Source organism: Pseudomonas sp. HLG18 (assembly GCF_051903985.1).
Classification (GTDB): Bacteria; Pseudomonadota; Gammaproteobacteria; order Pseudomonadales; family Pseudomonadaceae; genus Aquipseudomonas; species Aquipseudomonas fluorescens_BT.
In genome coordinates this window covers 4,498,886-4,521,785 of sequence record NZ_CP195831.1, presented here as the reverse complement: position 1 = coordinate 4,521,785, position 22,900 = coordinate 4,498,886, and the positions used below count along the sequence as shown (strand labels likewise).

Below are 22,900 nucleotides of genomic sequence, written 5' to 3'. Positions count from 1 at the left end.
CTGGCGGCTTGAGCCCCGACCCTTGCGTCGGGTTTGCCAAAACGCGCCATCCTTGTAGGGCAATCCCTACCCCCGGCCTTCCATCCGGCTGAGGCGATTCTCTCCTGCGCCCCGATTTGCGTGACTGCAAGCAGCCACTAGGCTTACTCCCACAGCAGTCATCAATAACAAAGGTGTGGGTATGAGCCAGGTCGAATCAAACGCAGGGGCCAGCGATGTGCTGGTCAGCTTTCGTGGAGTGCAGAAGAGCTACGACGGCGAGAACCTGATCGTCAAAGACCTCAACCTGGACATTCGCAAGGGCGAATTCCTCACCTTGCTCGGACCGTCCGGCTCCGGCAAGACCACCAGCCTGATGATGCTCGCCGGTTTCGAGACGCCGACCGCCGGCGAAATTCTCCTTGCCGGGCGGGCGATCAACAACGTGCCGCCGCACAAGCGCGACATCGGCATGGTGTTCCAGAACTACGCGCTGTTTCCGCACATGACCGTTGCTGAAAACCTGGCGTTTCCGCTGACCGTGCGCGGCCTGAACAAGAGCGATGTCAGCGACAAGGTCAAGAAAGTCCTGAGCATGGTTCAGCTCGACGCTTTCGCATCGCGTTACCCGGCGCAACTGTCCGGCGGCCAGCAACAGCGTGTGGCTTTGGCCCGTGCGCTGGTGTTCGAGCCGCAGCTGGTGCTGATGGACGAACCCCTCGGTGCTCTCGACAAGCAACTGCGCGAACACATGCAGATGGAAATCAAACACCTGCACCAGCGTCTCGGCGTGACGGTGGTCTATGTGACCCACGACCAGGGCGAAGCCCTGACCATGTCCGACCGTGTCGCCGTGTTCCACCAGGGCGAGATCCAGCAGATCGCCCCGCCGCGCACCCTCTACGAAGAACCGAAAAATACCTTCGTCGCCAACTTCATCGGCGAGAACAACCGCCTCAACGGTCGCCTGCTCAGCCAGAACGGCGAGCGTTGCGTGGTCGAGCTGGGGCGTGGGGAAAAGGTCGAGGCGCTGGCGGTCAACATCGGCCAGACCGGCGAGCCGGTCACCCTGTCGATCCGTCCGGAGCGCGTCAGCCTCAACGGTTCGAGCGACCAATGCGTCAACCGCTTCTCCGGGCGGGTGGCCGAATTCATCTATCTGGGCGACCACGTCCGGGTGCGCCTGGAAGTCTGCGGCAAGACCGACTTCTTCGTGAAACAACCGATTGCCGAGCTCGATCCAGCGCTCGCAGTCGGTGACGTGGTTCCGCTTGGCTGGCAGGTCGAGCACGTTCGCGCGCTCGATCCACTTCTAGAGGCGCACTAAGCGCCCCGGCAATACCAACACCAACCCTGCACGTGGAGAGAACAATAAATGTTGAGATCCCTGAAGTTCACAGCCCTGACCCTGGGCCTGATGGGTGCGGCAAGCGCAATGGCCGCTGGGCCGGATCTGACCGTGGTGTCGTTTGGCGGGGCGAACAAGGCGGCGCAAGTCAAAGCCTTCTACGCACCTTGGGAAGCGGCGGGCAACGGCAAGATCGTCGCCGGCGAGTACAACGGTGAGATGGCCAAGGTCAAAGCCATGGTCGACACCAAAAGCGTATCCTGGGATCTGGTAGAGGTTGAATCGCCGGAGCTGTCCCGTGGCTGCGACGAAGACATGTTCGAACAACTCGACCCCGCGTTGTTCGGCAAGACCGAAGACTACGTCAAAGGCGCGATCCAGCCGTGTGGCGTGGGCTTCTTCGTGTGGTCGACCGTGCTGGCCTACAACGCCGACAAGCTGAAAACCGCACCGACCAGCTGGGCGGATTTCTGGGACACCAAGAAATTCCCGGGCAAGCGGGGCCTGCGCAAGGGCGCCAAGTACACCCTCGAATTCGCACTGATGGCCGACGGCGTTGCGCCGAAAGACGTCTACAAGGAACTGGCGAGCAAGGGCGGACAGGACCGCGCATTCAAGAAACTGGATGAGCTGAAACCGAACATTCAGTGGTGGGAAGCCGGCGCTCAGCCGCCGCAGTATCTCGCTTCCGGCGACGTGGTGATGAGCTCGGCCTACAACGGTCGTATCGCTGCGGTGCAGAAAGAATCCAACCTGAAAGTGGTGTGGAACGGCGGCATCTACGACTTCGACGCCTGGGCCATCCCGAAAGGCCTGGACGCCAAGCGCGCCGAAGCGGCGAAGAAATTCATCGCGTTCTCGGTGCAGCCACAACAACAGAAGACCTACTCGGAAAACATCGCCTACGGCCCGGCCAACACCCAGGCTGTGCCGCTGCTGGCCAAGGATGTCCTGAAGGACATGCCGACCACCCCGGAAAACATCGCCAACCAGGTGCAGATCGACGTCAGCTTCTGGGCTGACAACGGCGAGCAACTGGAGCAGCGCTTCAATTCCTGGGCTGCGAAGTAACCAGAGGGCTTGCCCTCCTGTGGGAGCGGGCTTGCTCGCGAAAGCGTCAGCACATTCACATTGATGTCGACTGACACGCCGCCTTCGCGAGCAAGCCCGCTCCCACATTAAAAGTTCGAGGTGGCTTGCCGCCTCTGTAACGATCAAAGATTTGCGGAGTACGTCATGGCCATCGCCGTTCCCCTGAACGAGGGCAACAGCCCCACCTTGAAGCAGCGGCTCAAGCACGCCGAGCGGGTCAACCGCTGGAAGGCCCAGGCGCTGATCGCGCCGCTGGTGCTGTTTCTGTTGCTGGTGTTCCTGGTGCCGATCGTGGCGCTGCTCTATAAAAGTGTCGGCAACCCGGAAGTGGTCGGTGGCATGCCGCGCACCGTGGCGGCCATTGCCAGTTGGGACGGTCGCGGCCTGCCCGCTGAGCCGGTCTACAAGGCCGCCGGCGAAGACCTCGCCGAAGCGCGCAAAAACCAGACCCTGGGCGATCTGTCCAAGCGCCTGAACATGGAGTTGGCCGGCTATCGCAGCCTGCTGACCAAAACCGCCCGCTCGCTGCCATTCGCCAGCGAACCGGCCTCTTATAAAGAAGCGCTGGAAGGCCTCGACGAGCGTTGGGGTGATCCGGCCTACTGGCAAGCGGTGAAGCGCAACACCAGCAGCATCACGCCGTTCTACCTGCTGGCGGCGGTGGATCATCGCATCGATGACCTCGGTGAGCTGGCCCCGGCCACGCCGGATCAGGCGATCTACCTCGACATCTTCGCCCGGACTTTCTGGATGGGCCTGATCATCACCGTGATCTGCCTGGTGCTGGCGTATCCGCTGGCCTACCTGCTGGCCAACCTGCCGTCGCGTCAAAGCAACCTGCTGATGATTCTGGTGCTGCTGCCGTTCTGGACGTCGATCCTGGTGCGGGTCGCCGCGTGGATCGTGTTGCTGCAATCCGGCGGATTGATCAACAGCGCGCTGATGGCGATGGGCATCATCGATAAACCGCTGGAGCTGGTGTTCAACCGTACCGGGGTCTACATCTCGATGGTGCACATCCTGCTGCCGTTCATGATCCTGCCGATCTACAGCGTGATGAAAGGCATCTCGCCAACCTATATGCGCGCCGCGATTTCTCTGGGCTGCCATCCGTTCGCCAGTTTCTGGCGGGTGTACTTCCCGCAGACCTACGCCGGTGTCGGCGCCGGTTGTCTGTTGGTGTTCATCCTCGCCATCGGCTACTACATCACCCCGGCGCTGCTGGGCAGCCCGAATGATCAGATGGTCAGCTACTTCGTCGCGTTCTACACCAACACCAGCATCAACTGGGGCATGGCCACTGCACTCGGCGGGCTGTTGCTGCTGGCGACCGTGGTGCTTTATCTGATTTACAGCTGGCTGGTGGGCGCCAGTCGCCTGCGCCTGAGCTAAGGGGAATTTGAAATGCTGAGTCCTTATATGTCGCCCGTCGAGCGGGTGTGGTTCTACAGCTTGCGGATCCTCTGCGGCTTGATCCTGTTGTTCCTGATCCTGCCGGTGCTGGTGATCGTGCCGCTGTCGTTCAACTCGGGCAGTTTCCTGGTGTACCCGCTGCAGGGCTTTTCGCTGCACTGGTATCAGGACTTCTTCGCCTCGGCGGAATGGATGCGCTCACTGAAGAACAGCATCATCGTCGCCCCGGCCGCGACCGTGTTGGCGATGGTGTTCGGCACACTGGCGGCCATCGGCCTGACCCGTGGCGACTTCCCCGGCAAGCCGCTGGTGATGGCGCTGGTGATTTCGCCGATGGTGGTGCCGGTGGTGATCATCGGTGTGGCCAGTTACCTGTTCTTCGCGCCGCTGGGCCTGGGCAACAGTTTCTTCTCGCTGATCGTGGTGCACGCGGTGCTGGGTGTGCCGTTCGTGATCATCACGGTGTCGGCGACGTTGCAGGGGTTCAACCATAACCTGGTGCGGGCGGCGGCCAGTCTTGGGGCTTCACCGCTGGTGACGTTCCGCCGGGTGACCTTGCCGCTGATTGCGCCGGGGGTGATTTCCGGTGCGTTGTTTGCCTTTGCGACCTCGTTCGATGAAGTGGTGGTGACGCTGTTTCTTGCCGGTCCCGAGCAGGCGACGCTGCCTCGGCAGATGTTCAGCGGGATTCGCGAGAACCTGAGCCCGACGATTGCGGCGGCTGCGACGTTGTTGATTGCCTTCTCGGTGATTCTGTTGCTGACGCTGGAGTGGTTGCGTGGGCGGAGTGAGAAGCTGCGTACTGCTCAAGTCTGACGACTGCAAGTTCCGGGTTGTCTGCCATTCATGCGCTGAATGACAGACAACTCGAATTCCCCAGCTACGCTTGTGCTCAGCTCCCACATCTATAAGAGGCTGCGCACGATGAGTCTTTCCTCGTTCAAGATCGCTCACAAATTGATCACCGGCGCCGGGGCCATCGAGCAACTGGCGGCCGAGCTCACGCGGCTGGATATCGACAACCCGTTGATCGTCACCGACGCCGCGCTGGTCAAGTCCGGTACGGTGGAGCTGGCGCTGGCGCAGATTGGCGAGCGCGAGTATGAGATTTTCGACCGGGTATTGCCGGATCCGGAAATCGCCATCGTCGAGGACTGCATGCGCGTCTACCGAGAGGGCGGGCATGACGGGTTGATCGGCCTGGGCGGCGGCAGTGCCATCGACATCGCCAAGAGTGTCGCGGCGTACGCCGGTTATCACGGTGCGCTGGAAGATCTGTTCGGCGTCGATCAGGTGCCGCGCAAAGGCCCGCCGCTGATCGCCATCCCGACCACCGCCGGCACGGGGTCTGAAGTGACCAACGTCGCCATTCTTTCGGACAAGGTCGCGCAACTGAAGAAAGGCATCGTCAGTGACTACCTGCTGCCGGACGTGGCGCTGGTCAGTCCGCAAATGACCCTGACTTGTCCGCGCAGCGTGACGGCCGCCAGTGGCGTCGATGCGCTGGTACATGCCATCGAATCCTACCTTTCGCTGAATGCTTCGCCGATCACCGATTCGCTGGCCATCGGCGCAATCAAGTTGATTGCCCGGTCGTTGCCCAAGGCCTACGCCAATCCCTCCAACCTGCAGGCCCGGGAAGACATGGCCACCGCCAGCCTGATGGCCGGCATGGCGTTCGGCAATGCCGGGGTTGGCGCGGTACATGCGCTGGCGTACCCGCTGGGCGGGCGCTTCAACATTGCCCACGGCGTCAGCAATGCGCTGCTGCTGCCGTATGTCATGACCTGGAACAAGATGGCCTGCGTCGAGCGGATGCAGGATATTGCCGAAGCCATGGGAGTGAAGACCGCTCATCTGAGTCTCAATGAAGCCGCCGATAGCGCCGTCGCGGCGATGACCGAACTGTGCGCGGCGGTAGAAATCCCGCTGGGTCTGCGCAGTTTCGGCGTGCCCGAAGAAGCGATCCCGGCCATGGCCGTGGAGGCCGCCGGCATCGAGCGCCTGATGCGCAATAACCCGCGCAAGCTCAGCGCCGCCGACATCGAGAAGATCTACCGGGCGGCGTACTGAGAACCCGCCAGTCATCGGTCATGGCACAACCCAATCATCGCGGTCACGGTGCGCGCGCGGAAACTTGAGGTATACAATGCGCGCCATCGTGATTTAGCTCAGAAAAGGTGCGTCATGCAGCCCTTCGTTATTGCTCCGTCGATTCTCTCCGCCGACTTCGCCCGCCTGGGCGAGGAAGTGGACAACGTGCTGGCCGCCGGTGCCGACTTCGTCCACTTCGATGTCATGGACAACCACTACGTGCCGAACCTGACCATCGGCCCGATGGTCTGCGCCGCGCTGCGCAAGTACGGCATCACCGCGCCGATCGACGCGCACCTGATGGTCAGCCCGGTGGATCGCATCGTCGGTGACTTCATCGAGGCGGGCGCCACCTACATCACCTTCCACCCGGAAGCCACGCTGCACGTCGATCGTTCGCTGCAATTGATCCGTGAAGGCGGCTGCAAGTCCGGCCTGGTGTTCAACCCGGCGACCCCGCTGGACGTGCTCAAGTACGTGATCGACAAGGTCGACATGGTCTTGCTGATGAGCGTCAACCCGGGCTTCGGCGGGCAGAAATTCATCCCCGGCACCCTCGACAAGCTGCGTGAAGCGCGGGCGATCATCGATGCCTCGGGCCGTGACATCCGCCTGGAAATCGACGGCGGCGTCAACGTCAACAACATCCGTGAAATCGCCGCTGCCGGCGCCGACACCTTCGTGGCCGGCTCGGCGATCTTCAATGCGCCGAACTATCAGGAAGTCATCGACAAGATGCGTTCCGAACTGGCGCTGGCCCGCCCATGAGCGGATTTGAGCAGCTGTTCCCGGGGCAACTGCCGCGGTTGGTGATGTTCGATCTGGATGGCACGCTGATCGATTCGGTCCCCGATCTGGCGGCGGCGGTGGATAACATGCTGCTCACCCTCGGGCGCAAGCCTGCCGGTATCGAGTCGGTACGTGAGTGGGTCGGCAACGGCGCGCCGGTGCTGGTGCGCCGGGCGCTGGCGGGCGGCATCGACCATGCCAGCGTGGATGACGTCGAAGCCGAGCATGCGCTGGAGGTGTTCATGGAGGCCTACGGCGCCAGCCATGAGCTGACCGTGGTCTATCCCGGCGTGCGCGACACCCTGAAATGGCTGCACAAGCAGGGCGTGGCCATGGCGCTGATCACCAACAAGCCGGAGCGCTTCGTCGCGCCGCTGCTGGATCAGATGAAGATCGGCCGCTACTTCAAGTGGATCATTGGCGGCGACACCTTGCCGCAGAAGAAACCTGACCCGGCGGCGCTGTTCTTCGTCATGAAGATGTCCGGCATTCCTGCCTCGCAATCACTGTTCGTCGGCGATTCGCGCAGCGATGTGCTGGCGGCGAAAGCGGCGGGGGTCAAATGCGTTGGGCTCAGTTATGGCTACAACCATGGCCGGCCGATTGCCGAGGAATCCCCGGCGCTGGTGATCGACGATCTGCGCAAGCTAATTCCCGGTTGCCTGGATACGGCCGCTGAGATAACGTTGCCCGACGCTTCTCAACCCCCTTCTGGAAACGCCATCGTGGTGGTCACCCGCAAACTCTGGATGAAAGTCATCAAGGCCCTGGCCCGTTGGCGTTGGCGCGCCTGACTTGTTCCTGGCCGGCCTGCCGGCGCGTTTGCACACCTGACTGATTTGCCCCTCACACCACGAGGCACCCTATGATCCGCGAAGAATTCCTGCGTCTGGCCGCTGACGGCTACAACCGCATCCCGCTGGCCTGCGAAACCCTGGCTGACTTCGACACGCCGCTGTCGATCTACCTGAAACTGGCCGACCAGCCCAACTCCTACCTGCTCGAATCGGTGCAGGGCGGCGAGAAATGGGGCCGTTACTCGATCATCGGCCTGCCGTGCCGCACCGTGCTGCGGGTTCATGACCATCACGTCAGCATCACCGTCGATGGCGTCGAGACCGAAAGCCACGACGTCGAAGACCCGCTGGCCTTTGTCGAAACCTTCAAGTCCCGCTACAACGTGCCGACCATTGCCGGTCTGCCGCGCTTCAATGGCGGCCTGGTGGGTTACTTCGGCTACGACTGCGTGCGTTATGTAGAGAAGCGCCTGGGCAAATGCCCGAACCCGGATCCGCTGGGTGTGCCGGACATCCTGCTGATGGTTTCCGATGCGGTGGTGGTGTTCGATAACCTCGCCGGCAAGATGCACGCGATCGTGCTGGCCGACCCGGCGCAGCCCGATGCCTACGAGCAGGGCCAGGCGCAATTGCAGCAACTGCTGGAAAAACTGCGTCAGCCGATCACCCCGCGCCGTGGCCTGGACTTCAGCAAGCAGCAGGCGGCCGAGCCGGTGTTCCGCTCCAGTTTCACCCAGGACGACTACGAAAAAGCCGTCGACACCATCAAGGAATACATCCTCGCCGGCGACTGCATGCAGGTCGTGCCGTCCCAGCGCATGTCGATCGACTTCAAGGCTGCCCCGATCGATCTGTACCGCGCGCTGCGTTGCTTCAACCCGACGCCGTACATGTACTTCTTCAACTTCGGCGATTTCCACGTCGTCGGCAGTTCGCCGGAAGTGCTGGTGCGGGTAGAGGACAATCTGATCACCGTGCGCCCGATTGCCGGCACCCGCCCTCGTGGGGCTACCGAAGAAGCAGATGTGGCGCTGGAAGAAGACCTGCTGTCCGACGACAAGGAGATCGCCGAGCACTTGATGCTGATCGACCTCGGTCGCAACGACACCGGTCGTGTTTCGGAAATCGGTTCGGTGAAACTCACCGAGAAGATGGTCATCGAGCGTTATTCCAACGTGATGCACATCGTGTCCAACGTCACCGGCCAGTTGAAGGCCGGGCTGACGGCGATGGACGCGCTGCGGGCGATCCTGCCGGCCGGTACCTTGTCCGGCGCACCAAAGATCCGTGCGATGGAAATCATCGACGAGCTGGAACCGGTCAAGCGTGGCGTTTATGGCGGTGCGGTCGGTTACTTCGCCTGGAACGGCAACATGGATACGGCCATTGCGATCCGCACCGCGGTGATCAAGAACGGCGAGCTGCACGTGCAGGCCGGTGGCGGCATCGTTGCCGACTCGGTGCCGGCGCTGGAATGGGAAGAAACCATCAACAAGCGTCGTGCGATGTTCCGTGCTGTTGCACTGGCCGAGCAAACCCCGGACTGAGTGACGTGGGACTCAGCCACAAAAAAACGCGGCGCCTGTGAGGGCGCCGCGTTTTTTATTGCCTTCTGATCAGAAGTCCAGACTTACGCCAACATTGACCCCTTGCTGGGAAAAGTCGTCATCCTTGCGAATGTTGTAGCTGGCGCGCAGGGCCACCTCCTTGGTGAGGTTGTGGCTGACGCCCAGGTTCAGGCGGTTGAGGTTGGTTTGCGGTGTGTAGCCTTCCAGGGTGTAGCGATTGTTCGGCAGGCTGTTGAGGTTCATCGTCAGATCCTGCGCGTCGTCGTTGTATTCGCGCTCGTGGGCGAATTCGCCGAAGACCTGGGTCTGTGCGGTGATCTGGTATTTGCCCTGGATGCCGAGGCCGAGACGACGGGAGTTGCGCGACTGGTCATCGAAGGTCAGCGCAGTAGAGTCCGCGCCTTTTTCCGAGTAACCATCGACTTCCACCTTGCCGAAATCGGCGCTGACGAAGGGCGACAAGTGCCACGGACTGCTGGCCTCTGGCGCGATGTCGTAGCCGACGCGGCCACCGATGGCCAGCACATAGCCGTCGGTATCGCCTTTCTCGCCACGTTCGTTGACCCCCAGCTGGAACTTGCGCTTCAGGCTGTCGTAGTCCAGATGTCCGGCGGTAACGGCCAGGTCACCCCACCAGCGGTTCTGCTGGTACTGGGCGAACGCGGTGCCCATGTAGGAGTTGAGTTTGTACTCGGAGTCGTTGTCGCCGGCTTCGATTTTCTGATGGTAGAGACCGGCTGCCACACCGACGCGCCAGGCATCGTCGAGGCGGTAGCTGCCGCCGATGTTCAGGTTATATCCGTTGCCGTCGGCGCTTGCCGCGGCGTGCTGGTCATCGAAATCCTGATGCTGACCGCCGCCGGAGACAATCGCCCGCCATTGGCCAACACCTTGCCAGTTCTCCCAGTCGGCCAGCCATTGATTGCGCAGTTCATCCTGATGCGCACGTAACGTGCCCTGGGCCATTTCCGGCAGCAGGGTCAGTTCCCATGGGGCGGCCAGCAGCGAGTAGGCATAATCGGCAATCAGACGTTGCCCGGCTTCGGTCGGGTGCACAGCGTCGTTGTAGATCAGTTTGGTCGGATCCGGTGTGGCGCTGTTGATCCCGTAACGGGCGTTCTCGGTGCAGCCGCTGCCGCTGAAGCAGGTGCCGACCAGATTCTGGTCGGTTGCCAGACCGAACTGTGCCGGATTGGCGAACGCCTCTTTTAGCAATACCGGAACGTTCAGCGGGATGACGTTGGCGTTGACGCTCTGCAACTGGCTGACCAGTTCGGTGTTGAACTGGGCGCTGAGTTGCGAGGTGAAGGCTTGCAGCGGCGAGCCGTTGATGGCTGGCGTCAGGCCGATGTCCGGCAGCAGCCAGACCATGATGTAGCGGGCACCGGCGCCTTGCAGTGTGCGTACGCTGTCGACCAGGCGGTCGGCGGCGGCGTTGGCCTGAGGCAGGCTGGTGACGCGGCCCTGGAGGAAGTCGTTGCCGCCCCCGCTGAGGTAATACAGGGCATTGGGGTCGGCACGGAAACCGTTCGACGGCAGATAACCGGCGCGGGTGCGTTCCCCGGTGGCGGACTGGCTGGTGATCGAGTCGAGAATCTGGTCGGTGCGGTAACCGCCCACGGCCCAGTTGTTACCGTCCGGCTGGCCTTGGCCGGCACGTACCGCTGAGGACGAGGAGGCGGTCTGATCCGGTGTGAAGCCGAGGCGGCCTCCAAGCAGTTGCGTCGAATTCAACGAGCGCAGTTCACCGCTGCCGTCCAGATAGACCGGGCCGGTGCGGTTGGTGTAGCGCTGGGTGGCGCCGGCCGGGCCGCCGCTGTCGGTGAAAGTCCCCGCATCGCTCAGGCTGTCGCCGAAGACCACGAAATTCGAATAAGGATTGGGTGCGGCGTTCGCCTGGGCGCAGGCCATCGCGAGCAGGCATCCGGCAAGCGGTACAAACAACGTCTGTTTGATCATGAGCAAGTCCGTTTATTTATTGTTGTATGGAACGAAACGACAGTACCAAAAACTTCCGGCGTTTTGCCATCGGTCGTCAACCCTCCCATAGTTTTCCCCCCCTTCAGGCCCGGCCATATTGCACGCTCTGCCCAGCTAAGTTACTGTGCCGAGACGTATGAATGAGACCTTCCCCGTGTTGATCACCAGCAAACTTCTGGATCAAGTCATCAAGGCCCACGCCCGCTGGCGTTGGCGCGCCTGAATCTTTTCTGCCGGCCCCGCCGGATCTGTATCGCTTTGCCTTCCTTGCCCGTTTGAAATGCCGCCTTGCCGTCGCCACTTGCGCGTCCGACATCGCGCAGCGTCGCGGCAAGTCTTCCGAAGGCTGTTTCAAGTCAGAATTCAAGAGGTTCGAAACGCCATGTTGCTGATGATCGACAACTACGACTCCTTTACCTACAACGTTGTGCAATACCTCGGCGAGCTGGGTGCCGAGGTCAAGGTTGTGCGCAACGACGAGCTGACCATCGCCGAAATCGAAGCGCTCAATCCTGAGCGCATCGTGGTGTCCCCCGGTCCGTGCACACCGACCGAAGCCGGTATCTCCATCGAAGCCATCAAACACTTTGCCGGCAAACTGCCGATCCTCGGCGTCTGCCTCGGTCACCAGTCCATCGGCCAGGCTTTTGGCGGCGACGTGGTGCGTGCCCGCCAGGTGATGCACGGTAAGACTAGCCCGGTATTCCACGAGGACAAGGGTGTTTTTGCCGGCTTGAACCATCCGCTGACCGTCACTCGTTACCACTCGTTGATCGTCAAGCACGATACTTTGCCCGATTGCCTGGAACTGACCGCGTGGACGCAACACGATGACGGCTCGGTCGACGAAATCATGGGCCTGCGTCACAAGACCCTGAACATCGAGGGCGTACAGTTCCACCCGGAATCGATCCTCACCGAGCAGGGCCATGAACTGTTCGCCAACTTCCTCAAACAAACCGGCGGCACGCGCTAAGGACTCTCCATGAATATCAAGACAGCCTTGAGCCGTATCGTCGATCACCTCGACCTCAGCACCGAAGAAATGCGCGACGTGATGCGCGAAATCATGACCGGCCAATGCAGCGACGCGCAGATCGGCGCGTTCATGATGGCCATGCGCATGAAGAGCGAAAGCATCGACGAAATCGTCGGCGCGGTGTCGGTGATGCGCGAGCTGGCGGACCAGGTTGAACTCAAGACCCTCGACGGCGTGGTCGACGTGGTCGGCACCGGTGGTGACGGGGCCAACATTTTCAACGTTTCCACGGCTTCGGCTTTTGTCGTTGCCGCTGCCGGCTGCACCGTGGCCAAACACGGCAACCGTGCGGTGTCGGGCAAGAGCGGCAGCGCCGACCTGCTCGAAGCCGCCGGCATCTACCTCAACCTGACGCCGGTTCAGGTGGCACGCTGCATCGACAACGTCGGCATCGGTTTCATGTTTGCCCAGACTCATCACAAAGCCATGAAGTACGCCGCCGGTCCACGCCGCGATCTGGGCCTGCGTACCCTGTTCAACATGCTCGGCCCGCTTACGAATCCGGCCGGCGTTAAACATCAGGTAGTCGGCGTTTTCACCCAGGCCCTGTGCCGGCCATTGGCCGAAGTCTTGCAACGTCTGGGCAGCCAGCATGTGCTGGTGGTGCATTCGAAGGACGGTCTGGACGAGTTCAGTCTCGCCGCGCCGACCTACGTGGCCGAGCTGAAGAACAACGAAATCACCGAATACTGGGTCGAGCCGGAAGATCTGGGCATGAAGAGCCAGAGTCTGCACGGCCTGTCGGTCGAAGGTCCGGAAGCGTCGCTGGCGCTGATCCGCGATGCACTGGGCAAGCGCAAGACCGAGAACGGCCAGAAGGCTGCGGAAATGATCGTGCTCAATGCCGGTGCGGCGCTGTACGCAGCCGATCTGGCAACAAGTCTGAAAGAAGGCGTGGCACTGGCCCACGACGCTCTGCACACCGGTCTTGCTCGGGAAAAGCTCGAGGAGTTGGGTGCCTTTACCGCGGTATTCAAAGTGGAGAATGAGGGATGAGTGTACCGACGGTTCTGGAAAACATTCTGGCCCGCAAGGTTCAGGAGGTCGCCGAGCGTAGCTCCCGTGTGAGCCTGAGCGAGCTGGAAAGTCTGGCCAAGGCGGCCGATGCACCCCGTGGTTTTGCCCAGGCATTGCTGGCGCAGGCCAAGAAGAAACAGCCGGCCGTGATTGCCGAAATCAAGAAGGCTTCGCCGAGCAAAGGCGTGATCCGCGAAAACTTCGTTCCCGCCGACATCGCCAAGAGCTACGAGAAGGGCGGGGCGACCTGCCTGTCGGTACTGACCGACATCGACTACTTCCAGGGCGCCGATGCCTACCTGCAACAGGCCCGCGCCGCGTGCTCGCTGCCGGTGATTCGCAAGGACTTCATGATCGATCCGTACCAGATCGTCGAAGCCCGTGCGCTGGGCGCCGATTGCGTGCTGCTGATTGTTTCCGCGCTGGATGATGTGAAGATGGCCGAACTGGCGTCGGTGGCCAAAGACGTCGGCCTCGATGTACTGGTAGAAGTCCACGACGGCGATGAACTCGAACGCGCATTGAAGACCCTGGACACGCCGCTGGTCGGGGTCAACAACCGTAACCTGCACACCTTCGACGTGAGTCTGGAAACCACCCTCGACCTGCTGCCACGGATTCCGCGCGATCGTCTGGTGATCACCGAGAGCGGGATTCTCAACCGTGCCGATGTCGAACTGATGGAAATCAGTGATGTTTATGCCTTCCTGGTCGGTGAAGCGTTCATGCGCGCCGAAAGCCCGGGCATTGAACTGCAACGTCTGTTCTTCCCTGAGCGCGGCGTTCCGGTGAGCGGTTCGACCCTCGACTGATTCCTTCAGACCGAGTCGACTCGTTCGCGGGCAAGCCCGCTCCCGCAGGAGAAATGCATTCCTGATGTGGGAGCGGGCTTGCTCGCGAAGAGGCCATAAGATTCACCACAGACTGATCGTCTAACGGACTTCTTTATGACTCCAGTTTCCCTGCCCATCGAAGCCGGCCTGCAAGCCGAACAGGATCTGCTGGCCTCGGTCTGCGCCGGCGATGCAGAGTGCGGCCTGCTGTTCTGGCAGCCCAGTGATCGAGCGCTGGTCATGCCCCGCCGCTTGAATCGCCTCCCCGGATTCGATCACGCTTGCGAAGTCTCCGCTGCGGCCGGCTGGCCGGTGTTGCTGCGCGAAACCGGCGGTGAACCTGTTCCGCAATCGGCGTCGACGATCAACATTGCACTGGTCTACGCACCGCCTCGCAGCGAAGGCGATCTGAATCGCATCGAAACCGGTTACCGGCGCCTGTGTGATCCGATCTGTCAGTTGCTGGATGAGTTGGGCGGCGTGTCTTCGCTGGGTGAAATTGACGGTGCATTCTGCGACGGTCGCTTCAACGTCAACCTCGACGGCCGCAAGATGGTTGGCACCGCGCAGCGCTGGCGCCAGAGTCAAGGCGGTCAGCGCCCGGTGGGCCTGGTGCACGGTGCGATGCTGCTGGATGACGAGCGCGAATCGATGGTCGCGGCGGTCAACCGCTTCAATGAGGCGTGTGGCCTGGAGCAGCGGGTACGTGCTGCCAGCCACATCGCGCTGCATGAAAAATTTCCGGCGCCCCATGCATTGGCGCGACTCGATGAACTCTTTCGTTTGAGGCTGGCGCAGATCTACGCCGTCTGAGCTTTCGAACTCAGCGAGTGCCGAAGACCACCATGGTCTTGCCTTTCACATCTACCAGGTTGCGTTCTTCAAGATCCTTGAGCACGCGACCGACCATCTCCCGCGAACAACCGACAATCCGCCCGATCTCCTGGCGGGTGACCTTGATCTGCATACCGTCCGGGTGGGTCATCGCGTCAGGCTGTTTGCACAGCTCCAGCAGGCAGCGAGCGACACGGCCAGTGACGTCGAAGAACGCCAGATCGCCGACCTTGCGCGTGGTGTTGCGCAGGCGTTGTGCGATTTGTCCGCTGAGCACGTAAAGAATGTCTGGATCCTGCTGCGACAACTCACGGAATTTGGTGTAGCTGATTTCTGCGACTTCGCACTCGACCTTGGCCCGTACCCAGGCACTGCGCTCCTGTTCCTGGCCGGCCTGTTCGAACAGGCCCAGTTCACCGAAGAAGTCCCCGGCATTCAGATACGCAATGATCATTTCGCGGCCGTCGTCATCCTCGATCAGGATCGTGACCGAACCGCGGATGATGAAGTACAGCGTGTCCGAGCGGTCCCCGGCGCAGATGATGTTGCTCTTGGCCGCATGACGCCGGCGCTGGCAATGCATCAGCAGCTTGTCGAGGTTCTTGATTTTGGGTGTGGGGGTAATACCAACCATGGTTGTATCCCGAAAAGACTGCACGGTTATATTTGGTTTTTATATGAGGCGCTGAGGCGATCGCTACAAATACTGACTGGGCGCCAGTGAATTGGCGCCAGCTTACCAGACACTTCGTCGAAAATTCGAGAAATTACCTACGCAGTAAGGGTATCCGTCCTAGGATCACCGCTCGCAGTCCAACCGGGGCCCTGTGCTAAGCTGGCGACCCTTTTTTCTACAGTGGAGTCTTGGCGATGAAGGCACGCATCCAATGGGCTGGCGAAGCCATGTTCCTCGGCGAATCCGGCAGCGGTCATGTCGTGGTCATGGACGGTCCGCCGGACGCCGGTGGTCGTAATCTGGGTGTTCGCCCGATGGAAATGCTCCTGCTGGGCGTTGGCGGTTGCAGCAATTTCGACGTGGTCAGCATCCTGAAGAAGTCCCGTCAGGCCGTTGAAAGCTGCGAAGCTTTCCTGGAAGCCGAACGCGCGACCGAAGATCCGAAGGTATTCACCAAGATCCACATGCACTTCGTGGTCAAGGGTCGTGGCCTGAAAGAAGCCCAGGTCAAACGCGCCATCGAACTGTCTGCCGAGAAGTATTGCTCGGCCTCGATCATGCTCGGCGCGGCCGGCGTGGCAATCACCCATGACTATGAAATCGTCGAACTCGGCTGAACCGACATTCAACTATCATAAAAGCAGTGCAGACTCTGGCGATCCCCCGCTGACGTCTGCATAATGCGCCACTTTTTTCAGGGCAGTGATCGGTCAGCCGACGGGTCATCCGCCTGAACAGATAACCAAAATCGCCATCGCGAAGAGGTGTTAACCGTCCTACGCAGGTGCGTCGTTCGCACTTGACGGGCATGCTTGATCACGCGGCCGGGCCGCATACATAGAGAGTTTTTAACGGTGAAAAGCAAACTCAAGCTCCACGGGTTCAATAACCTGACAAAGACCTTGAGCTTCAACATCTATGACATCTGCTACGCGGAAACCCCGCAAGACCAGCAGGCTTACGTCGAGTACATCAATCAAGAGTACAACGCCGAACGCCTGACGCAGATCCTCACGGAAGTTGTCGAAATCATTGGTGCCAACATTCTGAACATTGCGAGTCAGAACTATGAGCCTCAGGGTGCCAGCGTCACGATTCTGATCTCGGAAGAGCCGGTGACCCCGACCGAAAGCCAGATCGAAGAGTCCCCGGGGCCGCTGCCGGAAATCATCCTGGCCCACCTCGACAAGAGTCACATCACGGTGCATACCTACCCGGAAATCCATCCGGACGCCGGTATTGCGACGTTCCGTGTGGACATCGACGTGTCGACCTGTGGCGTCATTTCACCGCTCAAAGCGCTCAACTTCCTCATTCACCAGTTCGATTCGGACATCGTGACCGTGGATTACCGTGTGCGCGGCTTCACCCGTGACGTTGAAGGCAACAAGCACTTCATCGACCACGAGATCAATTCGATCCAGAACTACCTCTCCGAAGACACTCGCGACGCGTACCAGATGACCGACGTGAACGTGTATCAGGAAAACCTGTTCCACACCAAAATGCTACTGAAGAACTTCGAACTGGATAACTACCTGTTCGGCGATGCCACCAGTAACCTGTCGTCCGAGCAACGCGCCCAGGTGACCGAGCGCGTGAAACACGAAATGCTGGAAATCTTCTACGCGCGCAATATGCCGAGCTAAGAAATCCAGGCACAAAAAAAGGCGACTGCTTTGCGGCAGTCGCCTTTTTTATGGGCGTTTTTCAGATTCGGTAGGTGCTCTTGGTCATCACTTTGGCCAACAGGCTCATGCCGAACTTCACCGGCGCCGGGAAGCGGAATCCGCCGGCCTCCAGTGCACTTTCCGCGTGATGTTCTTCATCGATACGCATCTGCTCAAGAATTGCCCGGGACTTTTCGTCCTCGGCCGGCAGTTGCTCCAGATGCTCGTTCAAGTGCTTGCACACCTGATGCTCGGTAGCTGCGACAAAACCGAGGCTGACCTTGTCGCTGATCAGCCCCGCAACCGCGCCAATCCCGAACGACATGCCGTAGAACAGCGGGTTGAGTACGCTGGTGTGGCTGCCCAACTGATGAATGCGCTGTTCACACCAGACCAGATGATCGATCTCTTCTTCGGCCGCATGTTCCATGGCTTCGCGCACCTGCGGCAGCTTGGCGGTCAGTGCCTGACCTTGATACAGCGCCTGGGCACAGACTTCACCGGTATGGTTGATGCGCATCAGGCCGGCGACGTGGCGGGTGTCTTCGTCGCTCATCTGCACGTCGGGCTGCACGATGGCGGGCGACGGACGGTACGGTTGGCCGCTGAAGGGCAGCAGGGTTCGCATCGCGGCATCGGCTTGCAGCAGAAGACGGTCAATTGGCGAATAGTGACGTTGGGTAGTCATGCTGACCTCCGGGAAGAATCTCGGCGACCAGTTTAACCGAATCGGCCGGGGAAGGTTTGCGCTGGGTCATGTGGGAGCAGGGCGCCCCCACAGATTTTGAGGTGGATCAGCCCGGTGGCCAGTTCATCTGGCGTTGACCGAGTACGTGCATATGAATGTGGTAGACCGTCTGCCCACCCTTTTCATTGCAGTTCATCACCACCCGGAAACCTTCTTCGCAACCCAGCTCCAGCGCCAGACGCTGGGCGGTGAACAGGATATGCCCGGCCAGTGCCTTGTCGTCTTCGGTCAGGTCGTTGAGGGTGCGCACCGGTTTCTTCGGGATCACCAGAAAATGCACCGGTGCCTGTGGGGCGATGTCGTGGAACGCCAGAACCTGGTCGTCCTCGTAGATGATCTTCGCCGGGATCTCCCGGTTGATGATCTTGGTGAACAGAGTATCCACAGCTGTTTTCTCCGTTGTGTGAGCTGGGCTGAGTGTACCCACGAGGGAACACCGCGCCCAGCCATTTGCCTGCCGGCCCTTCAGCGGGGGCAGTAAGCTTTGTTGACCATGCCGACGATGGTGCGGTTGAGCCAGCGCGAACCCAGTCGCGGCAGAAAGGCGAACCAGCGGTTCCGGCGCCCGGGAATGATGATTGCGCGGTTTTTCTCCAGGGCGCGCACGGTGTATAGCGCGACCTCTTCGGGGCTCATCAGCAGTTTGCTGGCGTTGAGTTTGTCGTTGTTCAGTTGCGCTGTGCGAAAGAACGCCGTGCGCGTCGGGCCTGGGCAGAGCACGGAGACTTTCACGGCACACTTTTTCAGTTCCACCCGCAGCGCTTCGGAGAAGTGCAGGACGTAGGCCTTGCTGGCGTAGTAAGTGCTCATCCACGGGCCGGGATTGAACGCGGCGACCGACGCCACGTTGAGAATCTGCCCGCCACCCTGCAGGGCCATGCTGTTGCCGATCGCGTGGCACAGGCGGGTGAGGGCGAGGATGTTCACCTCGATCAGGTCCTGCTCGGTCATCCAGTCCTGGGCCAGGAAAGGCCCGCAGGTTCCGATGCCGGCACAGTTCACCAGCAGATCGATCTGCCGGTCGCCTTCTTCAAGCTCCAGCAGGAATCCGGACAGGCGCAGCGGCTCGCCCAGATCGCAGGCCCGGAACAGTACCTCCACGCCGAAACGCTGGGTCAGTTCAATCGCAATGCTTTCCAGCTGATCACGCTGTCGGGCCACCAGAATCAGGCTGCGGCCACGGCGGGCCAGAGCTTCGGCCATGGCCAGACCGATGCCGCTGGAGGCACCAGTGATCAGAGCGTAACGGGTCATGCAGTTCTCCATCGCAACAGCTCCGCGCCGTGGACGCAGGTGTCACGGCGGGGAGCGCTGTTCATTCTTTCGCAGAGTCTACAGGGGCCGGTGCGGCTTCGGCTGCATCGTCCACCGAATTCGGCACGGGCTCGACTTCGACATCGACTTCATCGGCGGTCACCGAACCACTCTCATAACTGCTTTCGAGGCTGGTTTCGTACTCCTGCTGGATGGCGGAGATCCCGCCCAGCATGCCGCCGACGAAGAACAGACCGATAAAGACGATCCACAGGGAACACAGTACTTTGACGGCGGTGCTGTTCGGTGGAGGTGGCGGGCCATAGCGATTGGCGCCGGTATTGCCCGGCATGACCATGATCACCAGCGGGAAGAAACTGCCCACGAACGGTACCAGGGTCAGCAGCCAGAGCCAGCCCGACCAGCCGATATCGTGCAGACGCTGAACGCTGAACAGGATGCCGATGATTGCGAAGGCCAGGAACAGGAAGAAGGCGAAGATACCGCCAATGATCAGCCCCGACGTCGAGTCGGCGCTCACCAGGCCCAGACCGATCAGCGCAAACACACCGATGATTGGCAGGGTCACCAGACTCAGGACCATTGACCATGCCAGGTAGCGCAGACGTCCGATTCGTCCCTCGACACTCAATGGCTTGAGCGCGGCGAACTCCGGCAGTTGCTCTCCAACACTGGCTCGAGGCGGTGCATAAGGCGAATCAGGCTCGGTCACGGTGGCGGAATGTTCCTGGACATCGGCCAGATTCAGTTCGATGGCTGTTTCCGTCTCGATCCGGGCGTCGATCCCTGTTTTGTTTAGCGCTTGCAGATAAGTCTGGGCATCGCTGTGTGACAGGTCGCGTTTGAGGGCAACCGCGCGGCCATTGAACAGGCGTTCGATGGCGGCCACGTCGCTCTTGAACAGCTCGGCCAGATTGAGTTTGGCCGTGGTGATATCGACACCGGGCTGCAGGGCTCCGTCGAAAACGATCTTGTAGCGGGTTTCGCTCATGGCCGAGGCATCCTTGTCGCGAAAAAATGGGGTTGATACGTGTCGCAGCCGCCGAGTGTAAGGCCAGTCAGGCAGCGACCGGCCGGAATTTTCTCAACGCGGCCAGCGGTCCGGGAGCTGTGCTGCGTGTTCCAGGGCCTGGCGATACTCGGCATCAAGGCGCGCCACCAGTTGGTCCACACTCGGCAGATCTTCGATTTCGCCTACCCCCTGACCCGCCGACCACACGGTTTTCCAGGCTTTGGCTTCATCGTTGATCGGTTTGAGTTTGTCGCCGAAGTTCACTTCACCCTTGCCTTGCAATGCCGCCATATCGAAACCGGCAGCTTCCAGGCTTTGGCGCATGAAGCTGGCCGGGACTCCAGACACGGCAGGAGTATGAATGATGTCCGCAGCCTTGGCTGTCAGCAGCATCTCCTTGTAGGCGTCGGGCGCATGGCTTTCAGTCGTACCGATGAATCGCGTACCGAAGTAGGCCAAATCCGCGCCGAGCAGTTGTGCGGCGAGAATCTCATGGCCGTGGTTCAAACATCCTGCAAGCAGCAGCGTCTTGTCGAAGAACTGACGAATCTCGGCGATCAGCGAGAACGGGCTCCAGGTACCGGCATGTCCACCAGCGCCGGCCGCAACGGCGATCAAACCATCGACGCCGGCTTCGGCGGCTTTTTCCGCATGGCGGCGAGTCGTCACGTCGTGGAATACCAGGCCGCCGTAGCTGTGCACTGCATCCACCACTTCCTTCACCGCGCCGAGGCTGGTGATCACGATGGGGACTTTGTGCTCGACGCAGATGTTCAGATCCGCCTCCAGACGCGGGTTGCTCTTGTGAACAATCAGGTTCACGGCATAAGGCGCCGGGTTATCCAATGTCGCCAGTCCCGCTTCGATCTGTTCCAGCCAGGCCTTGAACCCGCTGCTCTCGCGTTGGTTGAGCGCCGGAAAGCTGCCGACCACGCCATTGCGACAGCAGGCGAGCACCAGTTCTGGATTGGAAATCAGGAACATCGGCGCGGCCACGACGGGCAAACGCAGACGTTGTTCGAGCAGAGCGGGCAGCGACATCGGAAGTACCCCGGAAAGTTGAACTCGTTGGAGTTAGAACGGCTTGACCACGACCAGAATTACGATAGCCAGCAATATCAGAACCGGCACTTCATTGAACCAGCGATAAAAGACATGGCTGCGGGTGTTCTCGCCACGGGCAAAACGTTTTACCTGCGCGCCGCACATGTGGTGATAGCCGATCAAAAGTACGACCAGGGTCAGCTTGGCGTGGATCCAGCCACCTGTGCTGAAAATGCTCGGGTTCAGGTAAATCAGCCAGCCGCCGAAGATCAGCGCGGCGATCATCGCCGGGCCCATGATGCCGCGATACAGCTTGCGTTCCATGACGCTGAAGCGTTCCTTGCTGATCGAGTCTTCACTTTGTGCGTGATAAACGAACAGTCGCGGCAGGTAGAACAGTCCGGCAAACCAGCAAACGATGCTGACGATATGAAGCGCTTTGATCCATAGATAGAGCATTTTTGGTTATTCCCTCATTCACGGTAGGCCGGATAGTAGAGGCTTGAGCATCCGCACGTCACCTTGACGGTTGTCGCAGGGACGCGCGGCCCCTATTATCGACGCCTTTCCAGTGGGTTCGTTGAGGGCAGGTTTATGGTCAAGGTCGGTATCGTCGGCGGCACGGGTTACACCGGTGTCGAACTGCTGCGTCTGTTGGCACAGCATCCGCAGGCAGAAGTGGTTGTGATCACTTCCCGATCCGAGGCCGGGCTGGCCGTGGCTGACATGTACCCGAACCTGCGCGGCCACTACGATGGCCTGGCGTTCAGTGTGCCTGACATCAAGACCCTGGGCGCTTGCGACGTGGTGTTCTTCGCGACTCCGCACGGCGTTGCCCACGCATTGGCCGGTGAATTGCTGGCAGCGGGCACCAAGGTCATCGACCTGTCCGCGGACTTCCGTCTGCAGGATGCCGATGAGTGGGCCAAGTGGTACGGCCAGCCGCACGGTGCGCCGGAGCTTCTGGACGAGGCCGTTTACGGCTTGCCGGAAGTCAATCGTGAGCAAATCAAGAAAGCACGCCTGATCGCGGTGCCGGGTTGCTACCCGACCGCAACCCAGCTGGGTTTCCTGCCATTGCTCGAGGCGGGCATTGCCGATGCTTCTCACCTGATCGCTGACTGCAAATCCGGCGTCAGCGGTGCCGGTCGTGGTGCTGCCGTAGGCTCGCTGTACTCCGAGACGTCGGAAAGCATGAAGGCCTATGCGGTGAAAGGTCACCGTCATCTGCCGGAAATTCGTCAGGGGCTGCGTCGTGCGGCGGGCAAGGATGTCGGCCTGACCTTCGTTCCACACCTGACGCCGATGATTCGCGGCATTCATTCCACGCTTTATGCGACCGTGGTTGATCGCTCGGTGGATCTGCAGGCGTTGTTCGAGAAGCGTTATGCCAATGAACCGTTCGTCGATGTGATGCCGGCTGGCAGCCACCCGGAAACCCGCAGTGTGCGTGGCGCGAACGTTTGCCGTATCGCGGTTCATCGTCCACAGGATGGTGATCTGGTGGTGGTGCTGTCGGTGATCGACAATCTGGTCAAGGGCGCGTCGGGTCAGGCGGTGCAGAACATGAACATTCTGTTCGGTCTGGATGAGCGCTTTGGTCTGTCCCACGCGGGCATGCTGCCGTAACGGCTTGTTGTACTCGTGAAAAGGCCCGTTGAATGGGCCTTTTTGCATTCTGGTGGTTGATCA

At 60.6% G+C, this 22,900-nt stretch carries 23 protein-coding genes; 15 read left to right on the top strand and 8 right to left on the bottom strand.

Annotated features, from left to right (window positions below):
* Window positions 1–181 precede the first annotated feature (181 nt).
* From ACSPX5_RS20880 to trpE, 8 genes are all read left to right on the top strand, one after another.
* Window positions 182–1,306 carry an ABC transporter ATP-binding protein gene (locus ACSPX5_RS20880; RefSeq protein WP_007959931.1) on the top strand — a complete coding sequence of 375 codons (1,125 nt, stop codon included), beginning with the start codon at window positions 182–184 and terminating at the stop codon, window positions 1,304–1,306.
* Between the two features lie 48 nt (window positions 1,307–1,354).
* Window positions 1,355–2,398 (top strand): ABC transporter substrate-binding protein, encoded by a 1,044-nt coding sequence (locus ACSPX5_RS20875; RefSeq protein WP_322845005.1) that lies wholly within the window; start codon window positions 1,355–1,357, stop codon window positions 2,396–2,398.
* Window positions 2,399–2,563: 165 nt separating this feature from the next.
* Window positions 2,564–3,811 carry an ABC transporter permease gene (locus tag ACSPX5_RS20870; RefSeq protein ID WP_085709229.1) on the top strand — a complete coding sequence of 416 codons (1,248 nt, stop codon included), beginning with the start codon at window positions 2,564–2,566 and terminating at the stop codon, window positions 3,809–3,811.
* Window positions 3,812–3,823: 12 nt separating this feature from the next.
* Window positions 3,824–4,648, top strand: a complete 825-nt coding sequence (locus ACSPX5_RS20865; RefSeq protein WP_085688449.1) for an ABC transporter permease — start codon at window positions 3,824–3,826, stop codon at window positions 4,646–4,648.
* A gap of 108 nt (window positions 4,649–4,756) precedes the next feature.
* Window positions 4,757–5,905 (top strand): iron-containing alcohol dehydrogenase, encoded by a 1,149-nt coding sequence (locus tag ACSPX5_RS20860; protein ID WP_011336197.1) that lies wholly within the window; start codon window positions 4,757–4,759, stop codon window positions 5,903–5,905.
* Window positions 5,906–6,019: 114 nt separating this feature from the next.
* Window positions 6,020–6,694: a ribulose-phosphate 3-epimerase gene (gene rpe / locus ACSPX5_RS20855; protein WP_003228808.1), complete on the top strand. Its 675-nt coding sequence runs from the start codon at window positions 6,020–6,022 to the stop codon at window positions 6,692–6,694.
* Window positions 6,691–7,509 (top strand): phosphoglycolate phosphatase, encoded by an 819-nt coding sequence (locus ACSPX5_RS20850; protein ID WP_169432151.1) that lies wholly within the window; start codon window positions 6,691–6,693, stop codon window positions 7,507–7,509. Before rpe ends, ACSPX5_RS20850 begins: the two co-directional genes overlap by 4 nt.
* A 71-nt stretch (window positions 7,510–7,580) precedes the next feature.
* On the top strand, window positions 7,581–9,059 hold the full coding sequence (trpE, locus tag ACSPX5_RS20845; protein ID WP_323159849.1) for an anthranilate synthase component I: 1,479 nt from the start codon (window positions 7,581–7,583) through the stop codon (window positions 9,057–9,059).
* Window positions 9,060–9,128: 69 nt separating this feature from the next.
* Here the strand turns inward: trpE and estP are convergent, their stop codons facing one another.
* Window positions 9,129–11,039 (bottom strand): esterase EstP, encoded by a 1,911-nt coding sequence (gene estP / locus ACSPX5_RS20840; RefSeq protein ID WP_439820178.1) that lies wholly within the window; start codon window positions 11,037–11,039, stop codon window positions 9,129–9,131.
* Between the two features lie 403 nt (window positions 11,040–11,442).
* On the opposite strand from estP, the gene ACSPX5_RS20835 reads away from it, so the two are divergent.
* The 4 genes from ACSPX5_RS20835 (at window position 11,443) to ACSPX5_RS20820 (ending at window position 14,762) form a co-directional block, all read left to right on the top strand.
* Window positions 11,443–12,036 carry an aminodeoxychorismate/anthranilate synthase component II gene (locus ACSPX5_RS20835; protein ID WP_025113531.1) on the top strand — a complete coding sequence of 198 codons (594 nt, stop codon included), beginning with the start codon at window positions 11,443–11,445 and terminating at the stop codon, window positions 12,034–12,036.
* 9 nt (window positions 12,037–12,045) lie between these two features.
* The gene (trpD, locus tag ACSPX5_RS20830) at window positions 12,046–13,095 is read left to right on the top strand and encodes an anthranilate phosphoribosyltransferase (RefSeq protein WP_169432148.1); all 1,050 of its coding nucleotides are present in this window, start codon (window positions 12,046–12,048) and stop codon (window positions 13,093–13,095) included.
* A complete protein-coding gene (gene trpC / locus ACSPX5_RS20825; RefSeq protein WP_439820177.1) occupies window positions 13,092–13,928 on the top strand; it encodes an indole-3-glycerol phosphate synthase TrpC in 837 nt (278 codons plus the stop codon). The genes trpD and trpC overlap by 4 nt, the downstream gene beginning before the upstream one ends.
* A gap of 135 nt (window positions 13,929–14,063) precedes the next feature.
* Window positions 14,064–14,762: a lipoate--protein ligase family protein gene (locus tag ACSPX5_RS20820; protein WP_169432147.1), complete on the top strand. Its 699-nt coding sequence runs from the start codon at window positions 14,064–14,066 to the stop codon at window positions 14,760–14,762.
* Between the two features lie 10 nt (window positions 14,763–14,772).
* Here ACSPX5_RS20820 and crp read toward each other — a convergent pair whose 3' ends face one another.
* A complete protein-coding gene (gene crp / locus ACSPX5_RS20815) occupies window positions 14,773–15,417 on the bottom strand; it encodes a cAMP-activated global transcriptional regulator CRP (RefSeq protein WP_169432146.1) in 645 nt (214 codons plus the stop codon).
* Window positions 15,418–15,653: 236 nt separating this feature from the next.
* On the opposite strand from crp, the gene ACSPX5_RS20810 reads away from it, so the two are divergent.
* Together ACSPX5_RS20810 and speD are read left to right on the top strand one after the other, a co-directional pair.
* A complete protein-coding gene (locus ACSPX5_RS20810) occupies window positions 15,654–16,076 on the top strand; it encodes an OsmC family protein (protein WP_003228794.1) in 423 nt (140 codons plus the stop codon).
* Between the two features lie 237 nt (window positions 16,077–16,313).
* Window positions 16,314–17,108 (top strand): adenosylmethionine decarboxylase, encoded by a 795-nt coding sequence (speD, locus tag ACSPX5_RS20805; RefSeq protein ID WP_007956315.1) that lies wholly within the window; start codon window positions 16,314–16,316, stop codon window positions 17,106–17,108.
* 61 nt (window positions 17,109–17,169) lie between these two features.
* Here the strand turns inward: speD and coq7 are convergent, their stop codons facing one another.
* The 6 genes from coq7 to hemJ form a co-directional block, all read right to left on the bottom strand.
* Window positions 17,170–17,817: a 2-polyprenyl-3-methyl-6-methoxy-1,4-benzoquinone monooxygenase gene (gene coq7, locus ACSPX5_RS20800; protein ID WP_007956317.1), complete on the bottom strand. Its 648-nt coding sequence runs from the start codon at window positions 17,815–17,817 to the stop codon at window positions 17,170–17,172.
* A 106-nt stretch (window positions 17,818–17,923) separates the two neighbouring features.
* Complete coding sequence (locus tag ACSPX5_RS20795; RefSeq protein ID WP_003228789.1) at window positions 17,924–18,262, bottom strand: histidine triad nucleotide-binding protein; 339 nt, start codon at window positions 18,260–18,262, stop codon at window positions 17,924–17,926.
* 80 nt (window positions 18,263–18,342) lie between these two features.
* Complete coding sequence (locus ACSPX5_RS20790) at window positions 18,343–19,131, bottom strand: SDR family NAD(P)-dependent oxidoreductase (protein WP_007956321.1); 789 nt, start codon at window positions 19,129–19,131, stop codon at window positions 18,343–18,345.
* Window positions 19,132–19,192: 61 nt separating this feature from the next.
* A complete protein-coding gene (locus tag ACSPX5_RS20785) occupies window positions 19,193–20,143 on the bottom strand; it encodes a DUF805 domain-containing protein (protein WP_439820176.1) in 951 nt (316 codons plus the stop codon).
* Between the two features lie 93 nt (window positions 20,144–20,236).
* A complete protein-coding gene (locus ACSPX5_RS20780) occupies window positions 20,237–21,205 on the bottom strand; it encodes an NAD(P)H-dependent flavin oxidoreductase (RefSeq protein ID WP_169432143.1) in 969 nt (322 codons plus the stop codon).
* 33 nt (window positions 21,206–21,238) lie between these two features.
* A complete protein-coding gene (gene hemJ / locus ACSPX5_RS20775; RefSeq protein WP_169432142.1) occupies window positions 21,239–21,667 on the bottom strand; it encodes a protoporphyrinogen oxidase HemJ in 429 nt (142 codons plus the stop codon).
* 135 nt (window positions 21,668–21,802) lie between these two features.
* On the opposite strand from hemJ, the gene argC reads away from it, so the two are divergent.
* Window positions 21,803–22,837 (top strand): N-acetyl-gamma-glutamyl-phosphate reductase, encoded by a 1,035-nt coding sequence (gene argC, locus ACSPX5_RS20770; RefSeq protein WP_115079390.1) that lies wholly within the window; start codon window positions 21,803–21,805, stop codon window positions 22,835–22,837.
* Window positions 22,838–22,900 lie beyond the last annotated feature (63 nt).